The organism is Streptomyces sp. NBC_01235 (genome assembly GCF_035989285.1).
Lineage (GTDB): Bacteria > Actinomycetota > Actinomycetes > Streptomycetales > Streptomycetaceae > Streptomyces.
In genome coordinates this window covers 7,811,220-7,826,849 of record NZ_CP108513.1, presented here as the reverse complement: position 1 = coordinate 7,826,849, position 15,630 = coordinate 7,811,220, and the positions used below count along the sequence as shown (strand labels likewise).

At 73.2% G+C, this 15,630-nt stretch carries 11 protein-coding genes; 7 read left to right on the top strand and 4 right to left on the bottom strand.

Annotated features, from left to right (window positions below):
* Positions 1-125 precede the first annotated feature (125 nt).
* Together OG289_RS35390 and OG289_RS35385 are read left to right on the top strand one after the other, a co-directional pair.
* Positions 126-1,988 carry an HSP90 family protein gene (locus tag OG289_RS35390; RefSeq protein ID WP_327318104.1) on the top strand — a complete coding sequence of 621 codons (1,863 nt, stop codon included), beginning with the start codon at positions 126-128 and terminating at the stop codon, positions 1,986-1,988.
* A complete protein-coding gene (locus OG289_RS35385) occupies positions 1,981-4,962 on the top strand; it encodes a tetratricopeptide repeat protein (RefSeq protein WP_327318103.1) in 2,982 nt (993 codons plus the stop codon). The genes OG289_RS35390 and OG289_RS35385 overlap by 8 nt, the downstream gene beginning before the upstream one ends.
* 114 nt (positions 4,963-5,076) lie before the next feature.
* Here OG289_RS35385 and OG289_RS35380 read toward each other — a convergent pair whose 3' ends face one another.
* Positions 5,077-6,813: a DAK2 domain-containing protein gene (locus OG289_RS35380; RefSeq protein ID WP_327318102.1), complete on the bottom strand. Its 1,737-nt coding sequence runs from the start codon at positions 6,811-6,813 to the stop codon at positions 5,077-5,079.
* A 255-nt stretch (positions 6,814-7,068) separates the two neighbouring features.
* Here OG289_RS35380 and rpmB point away from each other — a divergent pair, with 255 nt between their 5' ends.
* From rpmB to OG289_RS35365, 3 genes are all read left to right on the top strand, one after another.
* A complete protein-coding gene (rpmB, locus tag OG289_RS35375; RefSeq protein ID WP_003993230.1) occupies positions 7,069-7,254 on the top strand; it encodes a 50S ribosomal protein L28 in 186 nt (61 codons plus the stop codon).
* A gap of 174 nt (positions 7,255-7,428) precedes the next feature.
* Positions 7,429-10,476, top strand: a complete 3,048-nt coding sequence (locus OG289_RS35370; RefSeq protein ID WP_327318101.1) for an ATP-binding protein — start codon at positions 7,429-7,431, stop codon at positions 10,474-10,476.
* A gap of 35 nt (positions 10,477-10,511) precedes the next feature.
* Entirely contained in the window at positions 10,512-11,723 is a 1,212-nt protein-coding gene (locus OG289_RS35365) for an FAD-dependent monooxygenase (protein WP_327318100.1), read from the top strand.
* Here OG289_RS35365 and thiD read toward each other — a convergent pair.
* Entirely contained in the window at positions 11,692-12,513 is an 822-nt protein-coding gene (gene thiD, locus OG289_RS35360) for a bifunctional hydroxymethylpyrimidine kinase/phosphomethylpyrimidine kinase (protein ID WP_327318099.1), read from the bottom strand. The genes OG289_RS35365 and thiD overlap by 32 nt on opposite strands.
* On the bottom strand, positions 12,510-13,475 hold the full coding sequence (locus OG289_RS35355) for a thiamine-phosphate kinase (RefSeq protein WP_327318098.1): 966 nt from the start codon (positions 13,473-13,475) through the stop codon (positions 12,510-12,512). The genes thiD and OG289_RS35355 overlap by 4 nt, the downstream gene beginning before the upstream one ends.
* A 206-nt stretch (positions 13,476-13,681) precedes the next feature.
* Here OG289_RS35355 and OG289_RS35350 point away from each other — a divergent pair, with 206 nt between their 5' ends.
* Positions 13,682-13,915, top strand: coding sequence for an Lrp/AsnC family transcriptional regulator (locus OG289_RS35350; RefSeq protein WP_327318097.1), 234 nt, complete (start codon positions 13,682-13,684; stop codon positions 13,913-13,915).
* A gap of 20 nt (positions 13,916-13,935) precedes the next feature.
* Entirely contained in the window at positions 13,936-14,418 is a 483-nt protein-coding gene (locus OG289_RS35345) for a DUF3515 domain-containing protein (RefSeq protein ID WP_327318096.1), read from the top strand.
* Between the two features lie 23 nt (positions 14,419-14,441).
* On the opposite strand, the gene OG289_RS35340 is transcribed toward OG289_RS35345, so the two are convergent.
* Positions 14,442-15,599, bottom strand: coding sequence for a D-alanine--D-alanine ligase family protein (locus OG289_RS35340; protein WP_327318095.1), 1,158 nt, complete (start codon positions 15,597-15,599; stop codon positions 14,442-14,444).
* Between the last annotated feature and the right edge of the window lie 31 nt (positions 15,600-15,630).

Sequence of the window (15,630 nt, the reverse complement as noted above, 5' to 3'; positions counted from 1 at the left end):
ACCCCTGGTCAGACGGCTCGTTCGGGCTCTAGGATGGCGCGCTCCGGCCATCATCCGCGGTCACCGCCCCACCGGGACCGCCCGACCCCGCGCCGTGATCGTCCCCAGCCCGCGGCGCTGCAGCGATGGACTCCCAGACCTCACAGTCATCCCAGGCATCCCCGTCACCTCACACGTTCCAGGTCGACCTGCGCGGTCTGGTGGACCTGCTGTCCCATCACCTCTACTCCAGTCCCAGGGTCTACCTGCGCGAGCTGCTGCAGAACGCCGTGGACGCCATCACCGCCCGGCGGACCGAGGAGCCCGACGCCCCGGCGCGGGTGCGCCTGTTCGCGGCGGACGGCCGGCTGCGGGTGGAGGACTCCGGCGTCGGGCTCACCGAGGCCGACGTGCACAGCCTGCTGGCCACCATCGGGCGCAGTTCCAAGCGTGCCGAGGGGCTGCAGGACGTCCGTTCGGACTTCCTCGGGCAGTTCGGCATCGGGCTGCTGGCCTGCTTCGTGGTCGCCGAGCGGATCCGCGTGGTCAGCCGCAGCGCCCGTACGCCGGACGCGCCGCCCGTGGAGTGGACGGCGCGCGACGACGGGTCGTACACCGTGCGGACGCTGCCCCACGAGGAGCGGCCCGAGCCGGGAACCACCGTGCATCTGGTGGCGCGGGCCGGTGCCGGGGAGTGGCTCACCGAGCCGCGGGTCCTGCAACTGGCCCGGGACTTCGGCTCACTGCTGCCGTACGACGTCCGGGTCGGCGACGAGGCGGTCACGGATCTGCCCGCGCCCTGGGACCGGGCGTACCCCTCCCCCGCCAACCGGCGGGTGGCGCTGGCCCGGCACTGTCATGAGCAGTTCGGGTTCACGCCGTTGGACTCGGTCGAGCTGGACGTGCCGCTGGCGGGGATCCGCGGGGTGGCGTACGTGCTGCCGTCGGCGGTCAGCCCGGCGCAGCGCGCTGGTCACCGGGTGCACCTCAAGGGCATGCTGCTGACCGAGCGGGGCGAACAGCTGCTGCCCGACTGGGCGTTCTTCGTGCGCTGCGTCCTGGACACCGACAGTCTGCGGCCGACGGCCTCGCGGGAGTCGCTGTACGAGGACGAGACGCTGGCCGGGGTGCGGGAGGCGCTGGGGGAACGGATCCGGTCGTGGTTGACGGGTCTGGCCGCCGGTGATCCGGAGCGGCTCGCGGCTTTCCTGGCGGTGCACCACCTGGGCGTGAAGTCCCTGGCGCGGCACGACAAGGAGATGCTGCGCACGATGCTGCCGTGGCTGCCCTTCGAGACGACCGACGGACGGCTGTCGCTGGAGGAGTTCGCGCAGCGGCACCCGCTGGTGCACTTCACGCGGACCGTGGAGGAGTACCGGCAGGTGGCGCCGATCGCGTCCGCGCAGGGCGTCGGGGTGATCAACGGCGGTTACACGTACGACAGCGAGCTGGTCGAGGCGCTGCCGTCGGTGCGGCCGGGGACGGTCGTCGCCGAGCTGGACGCGGACACCGTGACCGCGCACCTGGACGCCGTCGACCCGGCCGACGAGCTGGCGCTGACGGGCTTCCTGGCGGCCGCGCGGGCGAAGCTCGACCCGCTGGGCTGTGACGTCGCCCTACGGGCCTTCCACCCGTTGTCGGTGCCCGCGCTGCATCTCGACGACCGGGCGGCCCGGCACGAGCAGGCGCGCGCGGAGGCGGAGGCGCAGGCCGACGATCTGTGGGCGGGCATCCTGGGCTCGCTGCGCGGGAGCGCCCCGCGCGCGCGTCTGGTGCTCAACCATCTCAACCCGCTGATCCGGCGGATCAGTTCGTTGAACGATCCTGAACTGATCGGCACCGCCACGGAGTCGCTGTACGGGCAGGCGCTGCTGATGGCGCAGCGCCCGCTGCGGCCCGCGGACTCGGCGCTGCTGAACCGGGCGTTCATCGGTCTCCTGGAGTGGGCCACGCACGGGGAGTCCGCACAGGGGGAGTCGACAGAGGGACAGGGGGCCACCGATGAGTGAGATCACGGACTTCGACTCCCTCCGCCGGGCGATGGCGGAGAACGGCGAACAGCCGGAGGGGCCGGCTCGCAACGCGCGCGCGGAGCGGCTGTTGCTGGAGGCGGAGAAGCTGAACATCCCGCTTGCCGTGATCGAGGCGCTCGGGCACCAGCTGAAGGTCTACAACTACAGCTCCGAGAAGGCGAAGATGTTCGTCCCGTTCGCGCGGCTGCTGCGCCTGTGGGACGAGCGGCCCGAGGACTTCGACGACTACGAGACGCACTCGCTGCACTGGGTCTTCAAGTGGGTGTCGGCCGGGATGCTCGACCAGCCGCATGTGCCGCTGGCGTCGGTGGAGAAGTGGCTCGGCGAGATGGAGCACCGCTACCGGCTCGCCGGGCACTCCGAGCGGGCGGTGCGCAGCGCCGAGTTCAGCGTGGCCGCGCACGTGGGGGACGTGGAACGGGCCGAGCGGGCGTTCGCCGCCTGGCTGGCGGCGGACCGGGACACCATGGCCGACTGTCACGCGTGCGAGCTGCACGGGCAGGGCTGGTGGCAGGCGGAGCGCGGCCGTGACGCGGAGGCGCTGGAGGTGTGGGCGCCGGTCCTGGAGGGCGAGTACACGTGCGCGCACGAGCCGCACACCGTGCTCGCGTCGTCCCTGGTGCCGCTGCTGCGGCTGGGCCGTCTGGAGGAGGCCCGAGCGCACCATCTGCGGGGTTTCCGGCTGGTGCGGCCCATGGAGAGCATGCGGGGCGCCTACGCCGACCACGTCGAGTTCTGCGCGCTCACCGGCAACGAGGCACGGGGCCTGGAGCTGCTCGCGGAGCGGCCGGCGTACTTCACGGACGAGGGGCATCCGCGCAGCAGGCTGGAGTTCCTGAGCGTCGTGGTGCTGCTCATGGAGCGCCTGGCCGAGCTCGGGCTGGGAGGTCAGCGGGTGCCCGGGGCGGCCGGGCGGGAGTGGACGGCCGACGCACTCGCCGTGCACGCGCGCGCGGAGGCCCTCGCGCTGGCCGCGCGGTTCGACGAGCGCAACGGCACGGCGTACGTCAGCGAGCGGGCCCGCGCGCGTATGGCGCAGCGTCCTCTGGTGGAACGGTTGCCCCTGGGAGTGCGGGCGGCTCGCCCGGCCTCCGCCGTGGTCGCTGTGGCTCTAACGGCGCCCGCTCCGGCCCAGGAGGACGGCGAACCGGACCTGTCGGCCCTGCTCGTCGAGGCCCGGCGGCTGTCGGACACCCTTCGGCCGCACGCCGTCGAGGCGTGGGCGCGGGTGGCGCGGCTGGCCGAGGAGACGGAGGGCGTGGAACTGCAGGCGCGTGACCGCGCGGAGATCGCCGACCACGCGGCGATCGGTCTGGGCGCCGAGGGGGCCGAAACGTTCGAGCAGGCCGCCGAGCTGTACGCGCGGGCGGGCGACCCCGGAGAGGCTCTGGCCGCACGCGCGCGTGCGGCGTACGTCCGTGCCCTGGCCGGTGAGGTCGACGAGGCACTCGCGGCGGTCGCCGACCCGTACGACCTGGTCCTCGCGCTGTACGCCGACGGGGGCACGGAGGTGCCGCAGGCGGCGGGCGTGCTGATGGGTCGGGCACGGATCCTGATGCGGCGCGTCCACGAGGCCGACGGGCCGGTGGCGGACACGGTTCTGAGGGAGGCCGAGGCTGCCGTACGGGAGCTGCTGGCGCTGGTGGACGGGCGGGCCGGGAACGACGTACGGCTGGCCGCCCGGGTCGCCGAGGGGCACGCGATGCTCGCGGAGCTCGCGACGCACTCCGGGGACCCGGAGGCGGGCGCGGAGCTGTTCGCGCGGGCCGCGGCCGAGTTCGTCGAGGCGGGTCTGCCGTGGTTCGCCGTGGAGTACGAGGCCCGGCTGGCCGGTCTCGCCCACCAGTTGGGCGACATGGTGGAGGCGGAGCGGGCGCTGCGGGCGGCCCTGGAGCACGGCGGACCGTTCCTGGAGGCGGTGGGGCGGTCCCAGCTGCACCTCCAGCTCGCCGAGGTCGTCGGGGGCCGGGGGCAGGCCGACGAGGCCGCGGAGCACGCCCTGGAAGCGGCGCACTGGGCCGACGAGGCGGGCGCGGGCCCGACGTTCGGCGCGTGGGCGCGGCACCAGCTCGGCGGGTTCCTGGTGCGGCTGGGCCGCTGGGCCGAGGCCGCGGAGGTTCTGGAGTCGGCGCTCGCGGACCTGACCGCCGAGACGCACGGCGACGGCGCGGTCGTCCAGACGCAGTGGTGGCTCGGTGACTGTCTGAGCGAGCTCGGGGAACACCGGGACGCCGCCGAGCGCCGGCTCGAGGCCGCCGAGATCGCCCGGCACTGGCCCGAGCAGCACGACCACGCGACCCTCGCCCACCTGGCCGCCGAGTCGCTCGGCCAGGCCGGCCTGCACACCGAGGCGGACCAGGCCTACGCGCGCGCGGGCGAGCTGTGGCGCGGCCTCGGCAACGTCCACGGACTGGTCCGCTCCCTGCGCGCCCGCGCGTGGCTGGCGTTGCGCACGGAGGGCGGGCCGGACACGGCACGTGACCTGATGACGCGTGCCGTGGAGGAGTGCGCGGACGCGTTCGACGCGGCGGAGGACGACGAGGCGCGCCTGCGGCTCGTCGCCGAACTCGGTCACACCCACCGCCAGTTCGGGGACCTGCTGGCCCGTTCCGCCGCCGAGGACGCCGACGACGACTCGATCCGGGCCGCGTTGGACGAGGCGCTCTGCCAGATGGCGGAGGCCGTCGCGGTGTTCGTCGCCCTGGGCGACAGCACCCTGCACGCCCGGACGGGTGCCGAGCTGGCCGCCGGCTGGCTGGAGACCGACCTGGGCCGGCCCACGGCGGCGGCGGCACGCGCGCGTGCGGTGCTGAGGGCTTACGCCGATTCCGACGGCGGTGCGGGTGCCGGTGCCGACGGGGGCGACCAGGAGGAGGACGCGACGGTGCGGTCGCGGCGGGCCGAGGCGGAGCAGTTGTTGCAGGTGGCGGAGGAACAGAAGGATCGTTGAACGATCCCCGAGGGCGAGTGGACGCACGGGCAAGAGGATTGTTGAACGATCCTCTTGCTCTCAAGCCTCTTATTCTCGGGAACAGGAGAATCGTCGAACGATTCCCTCGCCCCCCTACTCCACCCCGATCAACATCAACGCTCCCTGACGCCCGCCCCGGTACACCACCGTGTCCACGGCGAGATACGCCTCCCGCACCCGCGCCTCCAGGTGCCCTGCGACGTCTTCGGGGGCTTCGTCGCCGAGTACGAGGGTGACGAGTTCGCCGCCCGCCGCCAGCATGCGGTTCAGGACGGTCTCGGCGGTGGCGGTGACGTCGGAGCCGATGACGGCCACGTCGCCGTCGATGAGTCCGAGGACGTCGCCGGCCTGGCAGATGCCGGCCATGGTCCACGACTGACGCTCGGCGACGACGACCTCGGCGTAGCGGGTGGCGCCGGCCGCCGAGGTCATCGAGACGACGTCCTCGTCGAAGCGGCGGTCCGGCTCGTGCACGGCGAGCGCCGCGATCCCCTGGACCGCGGAACGGGTCGGGATCAGGGCCACCCGGATGCCCTCCGTGCGGGCCTGCTCGGCTGCCGCGGCGGCGGTGTGGCGCAGGTCGGCGTCGTTGGGCAGGAGCACGACCTCGCGCGCGTGGGCACGTCGTACCGCCTCGACGAGTTCCCCGCTGGCGGGCGGCTCCCCCGGGCGCGCGAGCACGGTGGTGGCGCCGGCCTCGGTGTACAGCCCGGCCAGGCCCTCGCCGGGCACGACGGCGACGACCGCGCGCTGGACGCGTTCGCGGGGCGGACGCTCGCTGCCGCGCGTGTGCGCGTCGTCGGCACCGAAGTGCGTGATGCGGATCCGGTAGGGCCGGCCGGCCTCGACGCCCGCCTCGACCGCGGCACCCGCGTCGTCCACGTGCACGTGGACGTTCCACAGGCCGTCGCCGCCGACCACGACGAGCGAGTCGCCCAGGTCGTCCAGCCGCTGCCGCAGCCGTGCCACGGCCGCGTCGTCCGCTTCCAGGAGGTAGATCACCTCGAAGGCGGGGCCGCCCTCACCGTCCGGCCCCTCGGCGCAGTCCTCCGCCGGGCCGGCCCCCTGAACGCCCTCCACGCGCGCGTGCGCCACGGAAACCGACCCGACCGGGAAACCGACCGGGAAACCGGCCGCCGATCCGACCACGGCGCCGAAGAGCCCAGGCACCTCCCCCGTGAACGTCTCCACCAGCGCCGCGAGAACCGCCACCAGCCCCCGCCCGCCCGCGTCCACGACTCCGGCCTGCTCCAGGACCGCCAACTGCCCCGGGGTCGCGGCGAGCGCCACGCACGCCCCCTGGTAGGCCGCCCGGGCGACCGTCCCGCAGTCGCCCTCCGCTCCCCCGGCCGCGTCGGCGGCGGCCGAGGCGACCGACAGGACCGTGCCCTCGACGGGGTGGGCGACGGCCTGGCGGGCGGAGTCGGCCGCGTGCCGAAGGGCCAGGCGCAGCCCGTCCGCGTCGGTGTGAGAGGCCTCACCCTCGGTGGCGAGCACCTGGGCCATGCCGCGCAGCAACTGCGCGAGGATCGTCCCCGAGTTCCCGCGCGCGCCTATGAGCGCACCGTGCGCCATCGCGCGCGCGGCGTCGGCGAGGGAGGGCTTCCCGGCGGGCGCGGAACCGGCCTCGTACCCGGCGAACACGGCCTCGACGGCGGTCGCCGCCGACTCGACGGTCAGGTACAGGTTGGTGCCGGTGTCCCCGTCCGCGACCGGGTAGACGTTGATCGCGTCGATCTCCTCGCGCGCCCGGCCCAGCGCCGTGAGCGCGAGGCCGCACCAGGTGCGCACCGCGAGAGCATCGAAGAATGTCTGCGGCACCTGCGCCACCTGCGCCTCCTTGAGCTGGACTGGACGCAGCGTAGACCCCGGACCGCTGTCCACCGGAAACAGGTGAGGTGGGACCGGGTCCAGGGCCCTGAGCAGCCATGGTAGTTTCGTTGCACTGGCGCAGTCGTTGTATGCTGCTCCGGTTGCCCGATCCACATCGGGCTTTCCCCCTGGCACCGCCACTCAGATCCTACGATCCTGATCCCGGCATGCCGGGGTCAACCGTAAGTGCATCTGAAGTCTTTGGAGTGACCCGTGGCTGCCAACTGCGACGTCTGCGGCAAGGGGCCGGGCTTCGGCAACAACATCTCGCACTCGCACCGCCGTACGTCCCGTCGCTGGAACCCGAACATCCAGCGCGTCCGTACCGTGGTCGGCGGGACGCCGAAGCGCGTGAACGCTTGCACCTCGTGCATCAAGGCCGGCAAGGTCTCGCGCTGACGCACAGCTAAGCGCGCGGCCACTGCTGGTTCGCTGCATCGAGCCGGTCCACCTCGTGTGGACCGGCTTCTTGCTGTGCCCACCTTCTGGTGTGCAACTTTCTGCTGTGCCCACCTTCTGCTGTGGCGACTGCTTTCCGTGCCCAAGATCCCCGCACCTGCCAGACTCCGGGGAATGCGCTACGGCATCCTGGGCCCCCTGGACCTCCGCACCGACGACGGCACGCCTCTCGACGCCGGCGGTCCCCGCCCCCGCGCCCTGCTCACCCTCCTGCTGCTCGACGTGGGCCACGGCGTCTCCGTGGAGCGCCTGACCGACGGCCTGTACGGTGCCGAGCCGCCCGCCGGAGCGGGCAACGCCCTTCAGTCCCAGGTCTCCCGGCTGCGCCGCCGACTGGCCCCGCACGCGGAGATCGAGGCCACCCCCACCGGTTACCGCCTCGCCGTCCCGCCCGACGCCGTCGACGTCCACCGGTTCGAGCATCTGACCGCGCAGGGCCGGGCCGCGCTCGCCGCCGGGGACCACACCCGGGCGGCCGGCCTGCTGCGCGAGGCCCTCGCCCTCTGGCACGGCCCGGCGCTGCCGGACCTCCCCGACGCGCACGCCGAGCGGACCCGGCTCGACGAACTGCGGCTGGCTGCAACGCAGGACCGCGTGGAGGCTGATCTCGGGCTCGGCGGCGGGCCCGAGCTGGTGCCCGAGCTGCGGGGGCTGCTGGCCGCGCACCCGCTGAGCGAGCGGCTCTACGGGCAGCTGATGCGGGCCCTGCACGCGGGCGGCCGGCCCGCCGAAGCGCTCACGGCGTTCGAGGAGGCCCGGCGCACCCTCGCCGACGAGCTGGGCGCCGATCCGTCGCCCGAGCTGGCCGCGCTCCACCTGGAGCTCCTCCGGGGCGGCGCACCCGGGCGGCCCTCCGTGCCCGTCCAGCTCACCCGCTTCATCGGCCGGGAGACCGAGCTCGCCCGGATCGCCGACGCCCTGTCCGAGGCCCGGCTCGTCACCCTCACCGGACCGGGCGGGGCCGGCAAGACCCGGCTGGCGATCGAGACGGCACGCGCGCGTGCCGACGCAACCCTCTCCCCCTCACCCTCCCCCTCAACCGCACGTGAGGACGTGTGCTTCGTGGAGCTGGCGCCGCTCGTCGACGGGGCGCGGATCCCGTACGCCGTTCTCACGGCGCTCGGGGTGCGTGAAGGATTCCGTACGCCCGCCGGGGACGGCACGGACCGTCTGTTGGCCGCGTTGGAGGACCGGGAGCTGCTCCTCGTCCTCGACAACTGCGAGCATCTGGTCGATGACGCGGCCCGGCTGTCCGCACTGCTCCTCGCCTCCTGCCCGGGGGTGCGGGTGCTGGCGACCAGCCGGGAGTCCCTCGGGATCACCGGCGAGGTCCTCGTGCCCGTGCCGCCGCTGCCGCCGGATCCCGCGGTGCGGCTGTTCCTGGACCGCGCGCGTGCCGTGCGGCCCGATTTCGAGGGCCACGCGCGTGTGCCCGACATCTGCGCCGCCCTCGACGGGCTGCCGCTGGCGATCGAACTGGCGGCGGCCCGGCTGCGCACCCTCACCCCGGACGAGCTGGCCGACCGGCTCGACGACCGGTTCCGCCTCCTGTCCCGCGGCGACCGTTCCAAGGCGCCCCGGCACCGCACCCTGCGCGCGGTCGTGGAATGGAGCTGGGACCTGCTGGACGAGGAGGAGCGGGAGCTGGCCCGACGCTTCACCGCGTTCTCCGGGGGTGCCACGCTCGACGCGGTGGAGGCGGTGTGCGCCCTGCCGTACCCGGAGGACCTGCTGGCCTCGCTGGTGGAGAAGTCCTTCCTGGAGGTGACCGAGGGCCGGTACCGCATGCTGGAGACGATCCGCGCGTTCGCCGCCGAGCGGCGCACGGGCGAGGCGGGCCTGCGGGACGCGCACGCCGGGTACTTCCTACGGCTGGCCGAGCGCGCCGAGCCGTATCTGCGCGGCCGGGACCAGTTGCCGTGGCTGGCCCGGCTGGACGCCGAGCACGACAACCTGGACGCGGCCGTAACCCGTCTGACCGCCACCGATCCCGGCGCGGCGCTGCGGCTCATGGCGGCGCTGACCTGGTTCCGGCGGTTGCGCGGGCTGCACGGCGAGCAGCTTCCGCAGGCCCGCGCGCTGCTGACGGCCGTGGGAGACGAGCCGCCCGAGGGGCTGGCCGAGGACTACGCGCTGTGCCTGATGAACACCGTCACCGGGCGCGGCGACGACCCCACCGAGGCCGGCCGCGTCGCGCGCGTGGCGGCGCTCATGGAGTCGCTGGCGGGGCCGCTGCGGCTGCCGTTCACGATGGTGCTGTGGTCGCTGACCGGCGGCCCGGTGGCGACGGGCCTCAACGACCACGTGCGCGTGCAGATGGGTGAGGGGGCCTGGCGGCACGCGCTGCTCGATCTGGGGGTCGCCTACCAGCACCAGTTCTCGGGCGACGCGCCCGCCTCCGAGGCCGCCTTCGCCCGCTCCCTGGCCGGCTTCCGGGAGACGGGCGACCGCTGGGGCATGGCCAACTGCCTCGATCCGCTGGGCGGGTTCGCGAACCGGCGCGGGGAGTACGCGCGCGCCCTGGAACTCCTCGACGAGGGCCTGACCTACGTGCGGGAGCTCCAGGCCCCGGAGGAGACCGCCGACCTGCTGCGCTCGCGCGGGTTCGTACTGCTGCACCGGGGCGACGCCGAGGAGGCCGCCGCACACTTCACGCGCTCCGCGGCGCTCGCGCGCACGGCGGGCGTCCCCGACAAGGTGGCGGCCGCCTGGCGCGGGCTCGGGGACACGGCCCGGCTGACCGGGGACAGCGCCCACGCGCGCGTGCACTACGAAAGCGCCCTGGAGCTGTGCTCGGCGAACTGGTTCAGCCTCGGCGAGACCGCCCTCATCCTCGTCGGGCTGGGCCGGACGGCCGCCGCGGAGGGTGACGTCGAGCAGGCCCGGGACTGGTTCGCGCAGGCCCGTGCCGTCGCCGACGAGCCGCCCGGCGCCGAGGTTCTCGCCACGCTCACCGAGGCCCTGGCGGGGGTCGCCGAGCGGCCTGGGCGGGCGGCCGAGCTGCTGGGCGCGGCGGCGGGCCTGCGGGGCGCCGAGACCCGCGGGGACCCCGATGTCGTACGCGTCGAGCGGGACGTCCGTACGAAGCTGTCGCCCGAGGCGTACGACAAGGCGTTCGAGCGGGGCCGCGGCGTGCGGTCAGCGGCGGTCAGCGAACGGTAGGAGGACGGTCAGCGGCCGCCCCGAAGCTCGTCCCCATGACGAAGACACAGAGCAGCCTCAGCCACCTGAACGTCCTCATCTCCGGCGCCAGCGTCGCCGGCCCCGCGCTCGCGCTGAACCTCGTCCGGTACGGCGCCCGCGTCACCGTCGTCGAGAAGGCTCCCGAGCTGCGCGGGGGCGGCTTCGCGGTCGACTTCCGGGGCCATGTCCACCGTGAGGTCCTCACCTCCATGGGCATCTGGGACGAGATCCACGCCCGCCAGACCCACATGGGCCCGCAGACCGTCGTCGGCGCCGACGGCAGCCCGCGCGTGGACCTGCCGGCCGAGATGATGAGCGGCGACGTGGAGATCTTCCGCGGCGACCTCGCGCAGATCATGTACGAGCACACGAAGGACAGCGTCGAGTACGTCTTCGACGACTCGATCGCCACGCTCACGGAGACCTCCGACGGTGTCGACGTCACCTTCGACAGGGGCGCGCCGCGTCACTTCGACCTCGTCGTCGGCGCCGACGGGCTGCACTCGAACACCCGCCGGCTGGTCTTCGGCGACGAGTCCCGCTACCTGCGCTTCTTCGACCACTACGTGGCCGGCTTCGCGATGCCCAACACCCTGGGCCTGGAGCGCACCGGACGCTTCTACTGCGAACCCGGCCGCGCCGTCGGCATCAACAACTACGACGGCGATCCCGACCGCGCGGGCGCGCTGCTGGTCTTCCGGTCCGAGCGGCTGTCGTACGACCGCCGGGACGTGGCCGCGCAGAAACGGATCCTCGCCGAGCGGTTCGCGGGGATGGGCTGGGAGACGGCGAGCGTCCTCAAGGCCCTCGAAGAGACCGACGACCTGTACTTCGACGCGATCGCCCAGATCCACGTCGACCGTCTCACCAACGGGCGCGTGGCCCTGCTCGGGGACGCCGGGTACGGCGCGACCATGGGCGGTATGGGGACGGGCGTGGCCGTCGTCGGCGCGTACGTCCTCGCCGGTGAGCTGGCGCTGGCGGGCGGCGAGCACCGGACCGCGTTCGCCGAGTACGAGACCCGGATCCGGTCCTTCGCCAAGGGCTGCCAGAAGACCTCCGGCAACGCGGGCCCGTTCTTCGCCCCGCCGACCGAGCGGCGCATCCGCAGCCGGGACCGGATGTACCGGCTGCTCAGCTCACGCCTGATGGCCGGCTTCTTCAAGCGGCTCACCGAGAAGGCGGCCACCGACATCAAGCTCCGCGCGTATCCCGTCCAGGCCTGAGGTCCCAGCCGTGGTCCACGGGGCCGATGCCCGCGCCGAGTGCGAACCCGGCGGCGATCGCCCCGGTGACGTAACGCTTGGCCTCCGTCACGGCCTCCGGCACGGACTGCCCCTTCGCCAGCTGCGACGCGATCGCGGACGCGAGGGTGCAGCCCGTGCCGTGTGTGTGCCGGTTGTCGTACCTCGGCGCCCGCAGCCAGTGCTCCTCGGCGCCGTCCGTCAGCAAGTCCACGGCGTCACCGGGGAGATGGCCGCCCTTGACCAGCACCCACCGGGGCCCGTATGCCAGCACGGCGGCCGCCGCGTCCCGCAGCTGCTCCTCCGACTCGACCCGCAAGCCCGCGAGTTGGGCCACCTCGTCGAGGTTCGGGGTGGCGACGGTCGCGACGGGCAGCAGCTTCGTCCGCACGGAGTCCAGCGCGCAGGCCGCTAGCAGCGGGTCACCGTGCTTGGAGACACCGACCGGGTCGACGACGACGGGAGCGTCGGTGCCCGAGATCAACTCGGCGACGGCCTCGACGAGTTCGGCGGAGGCGAGCATGCCCGTCTTCACGGCCTGGACGCCGATGTCGTCGACGACGCTGCGGTACTGGGCCCGCACCGCCTCCACCGGCAGCTCCCAAGCCCCCTGCACACCGAGGGAGTTCTGCGCCGTGACCGCCGTGAGCACGCTCATGCCGTGCACCCCGAGCGCGAGCATCGTCTTCAGGTCGGCCTGGATCCCGGCCCCGCCGCCGGAGTCGGAACCGGCGACGGTCAGTACACGGGGAGGCGCCCCAAAAGCGCTCACGACTCCATGTCCCCGAAGTGGTCCCAGCCGCCCTTGCTGGTCCAGGGCGCCCCGTCGACCGTCACCTGGGGCAGCGCGGACGGGTTGAGGACCTCGCCGATCACCTTCCAGCGGGCGGGCAGCTTCACGTCCGGCGGGAACGTCGCCACGATCGCGTGGTCCTCTCCCCCGGTGAGCACCCACTGGATGGGGTCGACGCCGACGGCCTGCCCGATGTCGTTCATCTGCGTCGGGATGTCGATGGCGCCGGAGCGGATGTCGATGCGGACCTTGCTGGCCTCGGCGATGTGCCCGAGGTCGGCGATCAGCCCGTCGCTGACGTCGCACATCGCTGTCGCGCCGAGCGAGGCCGCTGCCGGACCCGCGTGGTACGGCGGCTCGGGGCGTCGGTGGGCCTCGACGAAGGCGCGGGGTGAGCGGAAGCCGCGGGAGAGGACCGCGTACCCGGCGGCGGACCAGCCCAGCCAGCCGGTCACCGCGACGAGGTCGCCGGGCTGGGCGCCACCCCGGGTGACCGGCTCCTGGTTGCGCAGGTCGCCGAGCGCGGTGATCGACACCATGATCGTGTCGCCCCGTACGACGTCGCCGCCGACCACGGAGGCGCCGGCGACCTGGCACTCGTCGCGCAGCCCGTCCATCATCTCGGACGGCCAGGTGACCGGCAGCTCGGCGGGCACCACGAGGCCGAGCAGCAGGGCCGTCGGCACCGCGCCCATGGCGGCGATGTCGGCGAGGTTCTGTGCGGCGGCCTTGCGGCCGACGTCGTAGGCCGTGGACCAGTCCCGGCGGAAGTGCCGGCCCTCCAGCAGGATGTCGGTGCTGGCCACGACCCTGCGGTCGGGCGCGGCGACCACCGCGGCGTCGTCGCCGGGGCCGACCCGGACCGCGGGGGTGGTGGTGAGACGGGAGGTGAGCTCCCTGATGAGCCCGAACTCGCCGAGCTCACCAACAGTGCCCTTCATTGCCCTTTGGCCCCTTCTGTACCTGTCCGTGCCCGGTCGCGCGTAACCAGTGTCCTCGATACGGTCGAGAGAGCCGTCAACTTCTGCCGTGCCCGCACCTCGGCGCGCGAGCCGTGGTCCGCGCAGGTCTCCCCGCGGCGAGCGGCGACGCGATACCGTGGCGTTCCTTTTCCCCACATGATCCTCGTGGCCGCCCTGGAGGTTCCGTGGTACAGGCGTACATCCTGATCCAGACGGAGGTCGGCAAAGCGTCGACCGTCGCCGAGGAGATCAGCAAGATTCCTGGCATCGTCCAGGCCGAGGACGTGACGGGACCGTACGACGTGATCGTGCGGGCCCAGGCCGACACGGTCGACGACCTCGGCCGCATGGTGGTCGCCAAGGTCCAGCAGGTGGACGGGATCACCCGTACCCTGACCTGCCCGGTCGTGCATCTGTAGCCCCCGTCTAACCTTGGCCGGTGAACCTTTTCCGTCACCGGCCCATCGGCCTGCCCTCGCTCGCCCTGCTGCTCGCTGCGGCGGGCTGCTCCTCAGCAGACGGTGACACGTCGGCGGCGGTTCCCAGCCCGTCGGCAACGGTCACCAAGCTGTGCCGGAACCTGGACAAGGCGCTGCCGTCCTCCGTGGACGACCTCGGCCGCCGGGATCCCTCGCCCGCGTCCGCGCTGACCGCGGGCTGGGGGAACCCGGCGATCATACTGCGCTGCGGTGTCGACCAGCCCGAGAAGATGCTCGACCCGGAGGCCGACGGGGTCGACGTGAACGGGGTGGGGTGGCTGCTGGAGAAGCAGGACGGCGGGTCGTTCCGGTTCACCACCACCCTGCGCAGGGCGTACGTCGAGGTGACGATCCCCAAGGACCGCACGGGAGACGGCATGGCGCCACTCGTCGACGTCGCCTCCGCCGTCAAGAAGGCGATCCCCGAGGGGATCGCCGACTAGACCGACTCCGGATCAGCCCAGGATCAACGCAGTCCCGTGGACCTGCGCAGCGCCGCCTGCACCAGGCGGTCCACCAGCTCGGGGTAGGCGATCCCGGTCGCCTGCCACATCTGGGGGTACATCGAGATCGGGGTGAAGCCGGGCATCGTGTTGATCTCGTTGATGACGAACTCGCCGTCCTCCGTGAGGAAGAAGTCCGCGCGCACCAGGCCCTCGCAGGACGCCGCCTCGAAGGCGTCCACCGCGAGCCTGCGGACCTCGGCGGTCTCCTCGTCCGTCAGCGGCGCCGGGACGATCCCCGGGGTCGAGTCGATGTACTTGGCGTCGAAGTCGTAGTACGCGTGCGCGTCCGGCGGCGGGATCTCGGCCGGGACGGAGGCGCGGGGGCCGTCCTCGAACTCCAGGACGCCGCACTCGATCTCGCGGCCCCGCAGCGCCGCCTCGACCAGGATCTTCGGGTCGTGGCGCTGGGCCTCGGCGATCGCCTCGTCGAGCCCGGAGAGGTCGTCGACCTTGGTGATGCCGATCGACGAACCCGCGCGCGCGGGCTTCACGAAGAGCGGCCAGCCGTGCTCGCCGGCGAAGTCGACGATCTTCTTGCGGGCGGCCGGCTCGTCCTGCTCCCACTCGCGCGGCCGGATCACCACGTACGGGCCGACCTTGAGCCCGAAGGAGGTGAACACCCGCTTCATGTACTCCTTGTCCTGGCCGACGGCCGAGGCGAGCACACCCGAACCCACGTACGGGACACCGGAGAGCTCCAGCAGACCCTGGAGGGTGCCGTCCTCGCCGTAGGGACCGTGCAGCACCGGGAAGACGACGTCGACCTCGCCGAGCGCCTTGGGCACCGATCCGGCCTCGTAGTAGACGACTTCGCGGTTCGCGGGGTCGACGGGGAGCACCACGCCGCCGTCCCGCGACTCGGCGAGTTCGTCGACATCGGGCGTACGGCGGTCGGTGATCGCCATGCGCTCGGGCTCGTCGGCGGTGAGGAACCAGCGGCCCTCGCGCGTGATGCCGATCGGCAGGACCTCGTACTTGGTCCGGTCGATGGCCCTGAGGACCGCGCCGGCGGTGACCACGGAGATCCCGTGCTCGGAGCTGCGACCGCCGAAGACGACGGCCACCCGCGGCTTACGGACGGGCTGCTGAGGGCTCTGGGGGAGGTTCTCGGTGCTCATATCGGCTTGAGAGTACCCGGTGGTAGGGCCG

Bases quoted from the DNA above. Each gene is read 5' to 3' on its own strand.
- OG289_RS35390 (WP_327318104.1), top strand. From the start codon at position 126: ATGGACTCCCAGACCTCACAGTCATCCCAGGCATCCCCGTCACCTCAC.
- OG289_RS35385 (WP_327318103.1), top strand. From the start codon at position 1,981: ATGAGTGAGATCACGGACTTCGACTCCCTCCGCCGGGCGATGGCGGAG.
- OG289_RS35370 (WP_327318101.1), top strand. From the start codon at position 7,429: ATGCGCTACGGCATCCTGGGCCCCCTGGACCTCCGCACCGACGACGGC.
- OG289_RS35365 (WP_327318100.1), top strand. From the start codon at position 10,512: ATGACGAAGACACAGAGCAGCCTCAGCCACCTGAACGTCCTCATCTCC.
- OG289_RS35355 (WP_327318098.1), bottom strand. From the start codon at position 13,475: ATGAAGGGCACTGTTGGTGAGCTCGGCGAGTTCGGGCTCATCAGGGAG.
- OG289_RS35340 (WP_327318095.1), bottom strand. From the start codon at position 15,599: ATGAGCACCGAGAACCTCCCCCAGAGCCCTCAGCAGCCCGTCCGTAAG.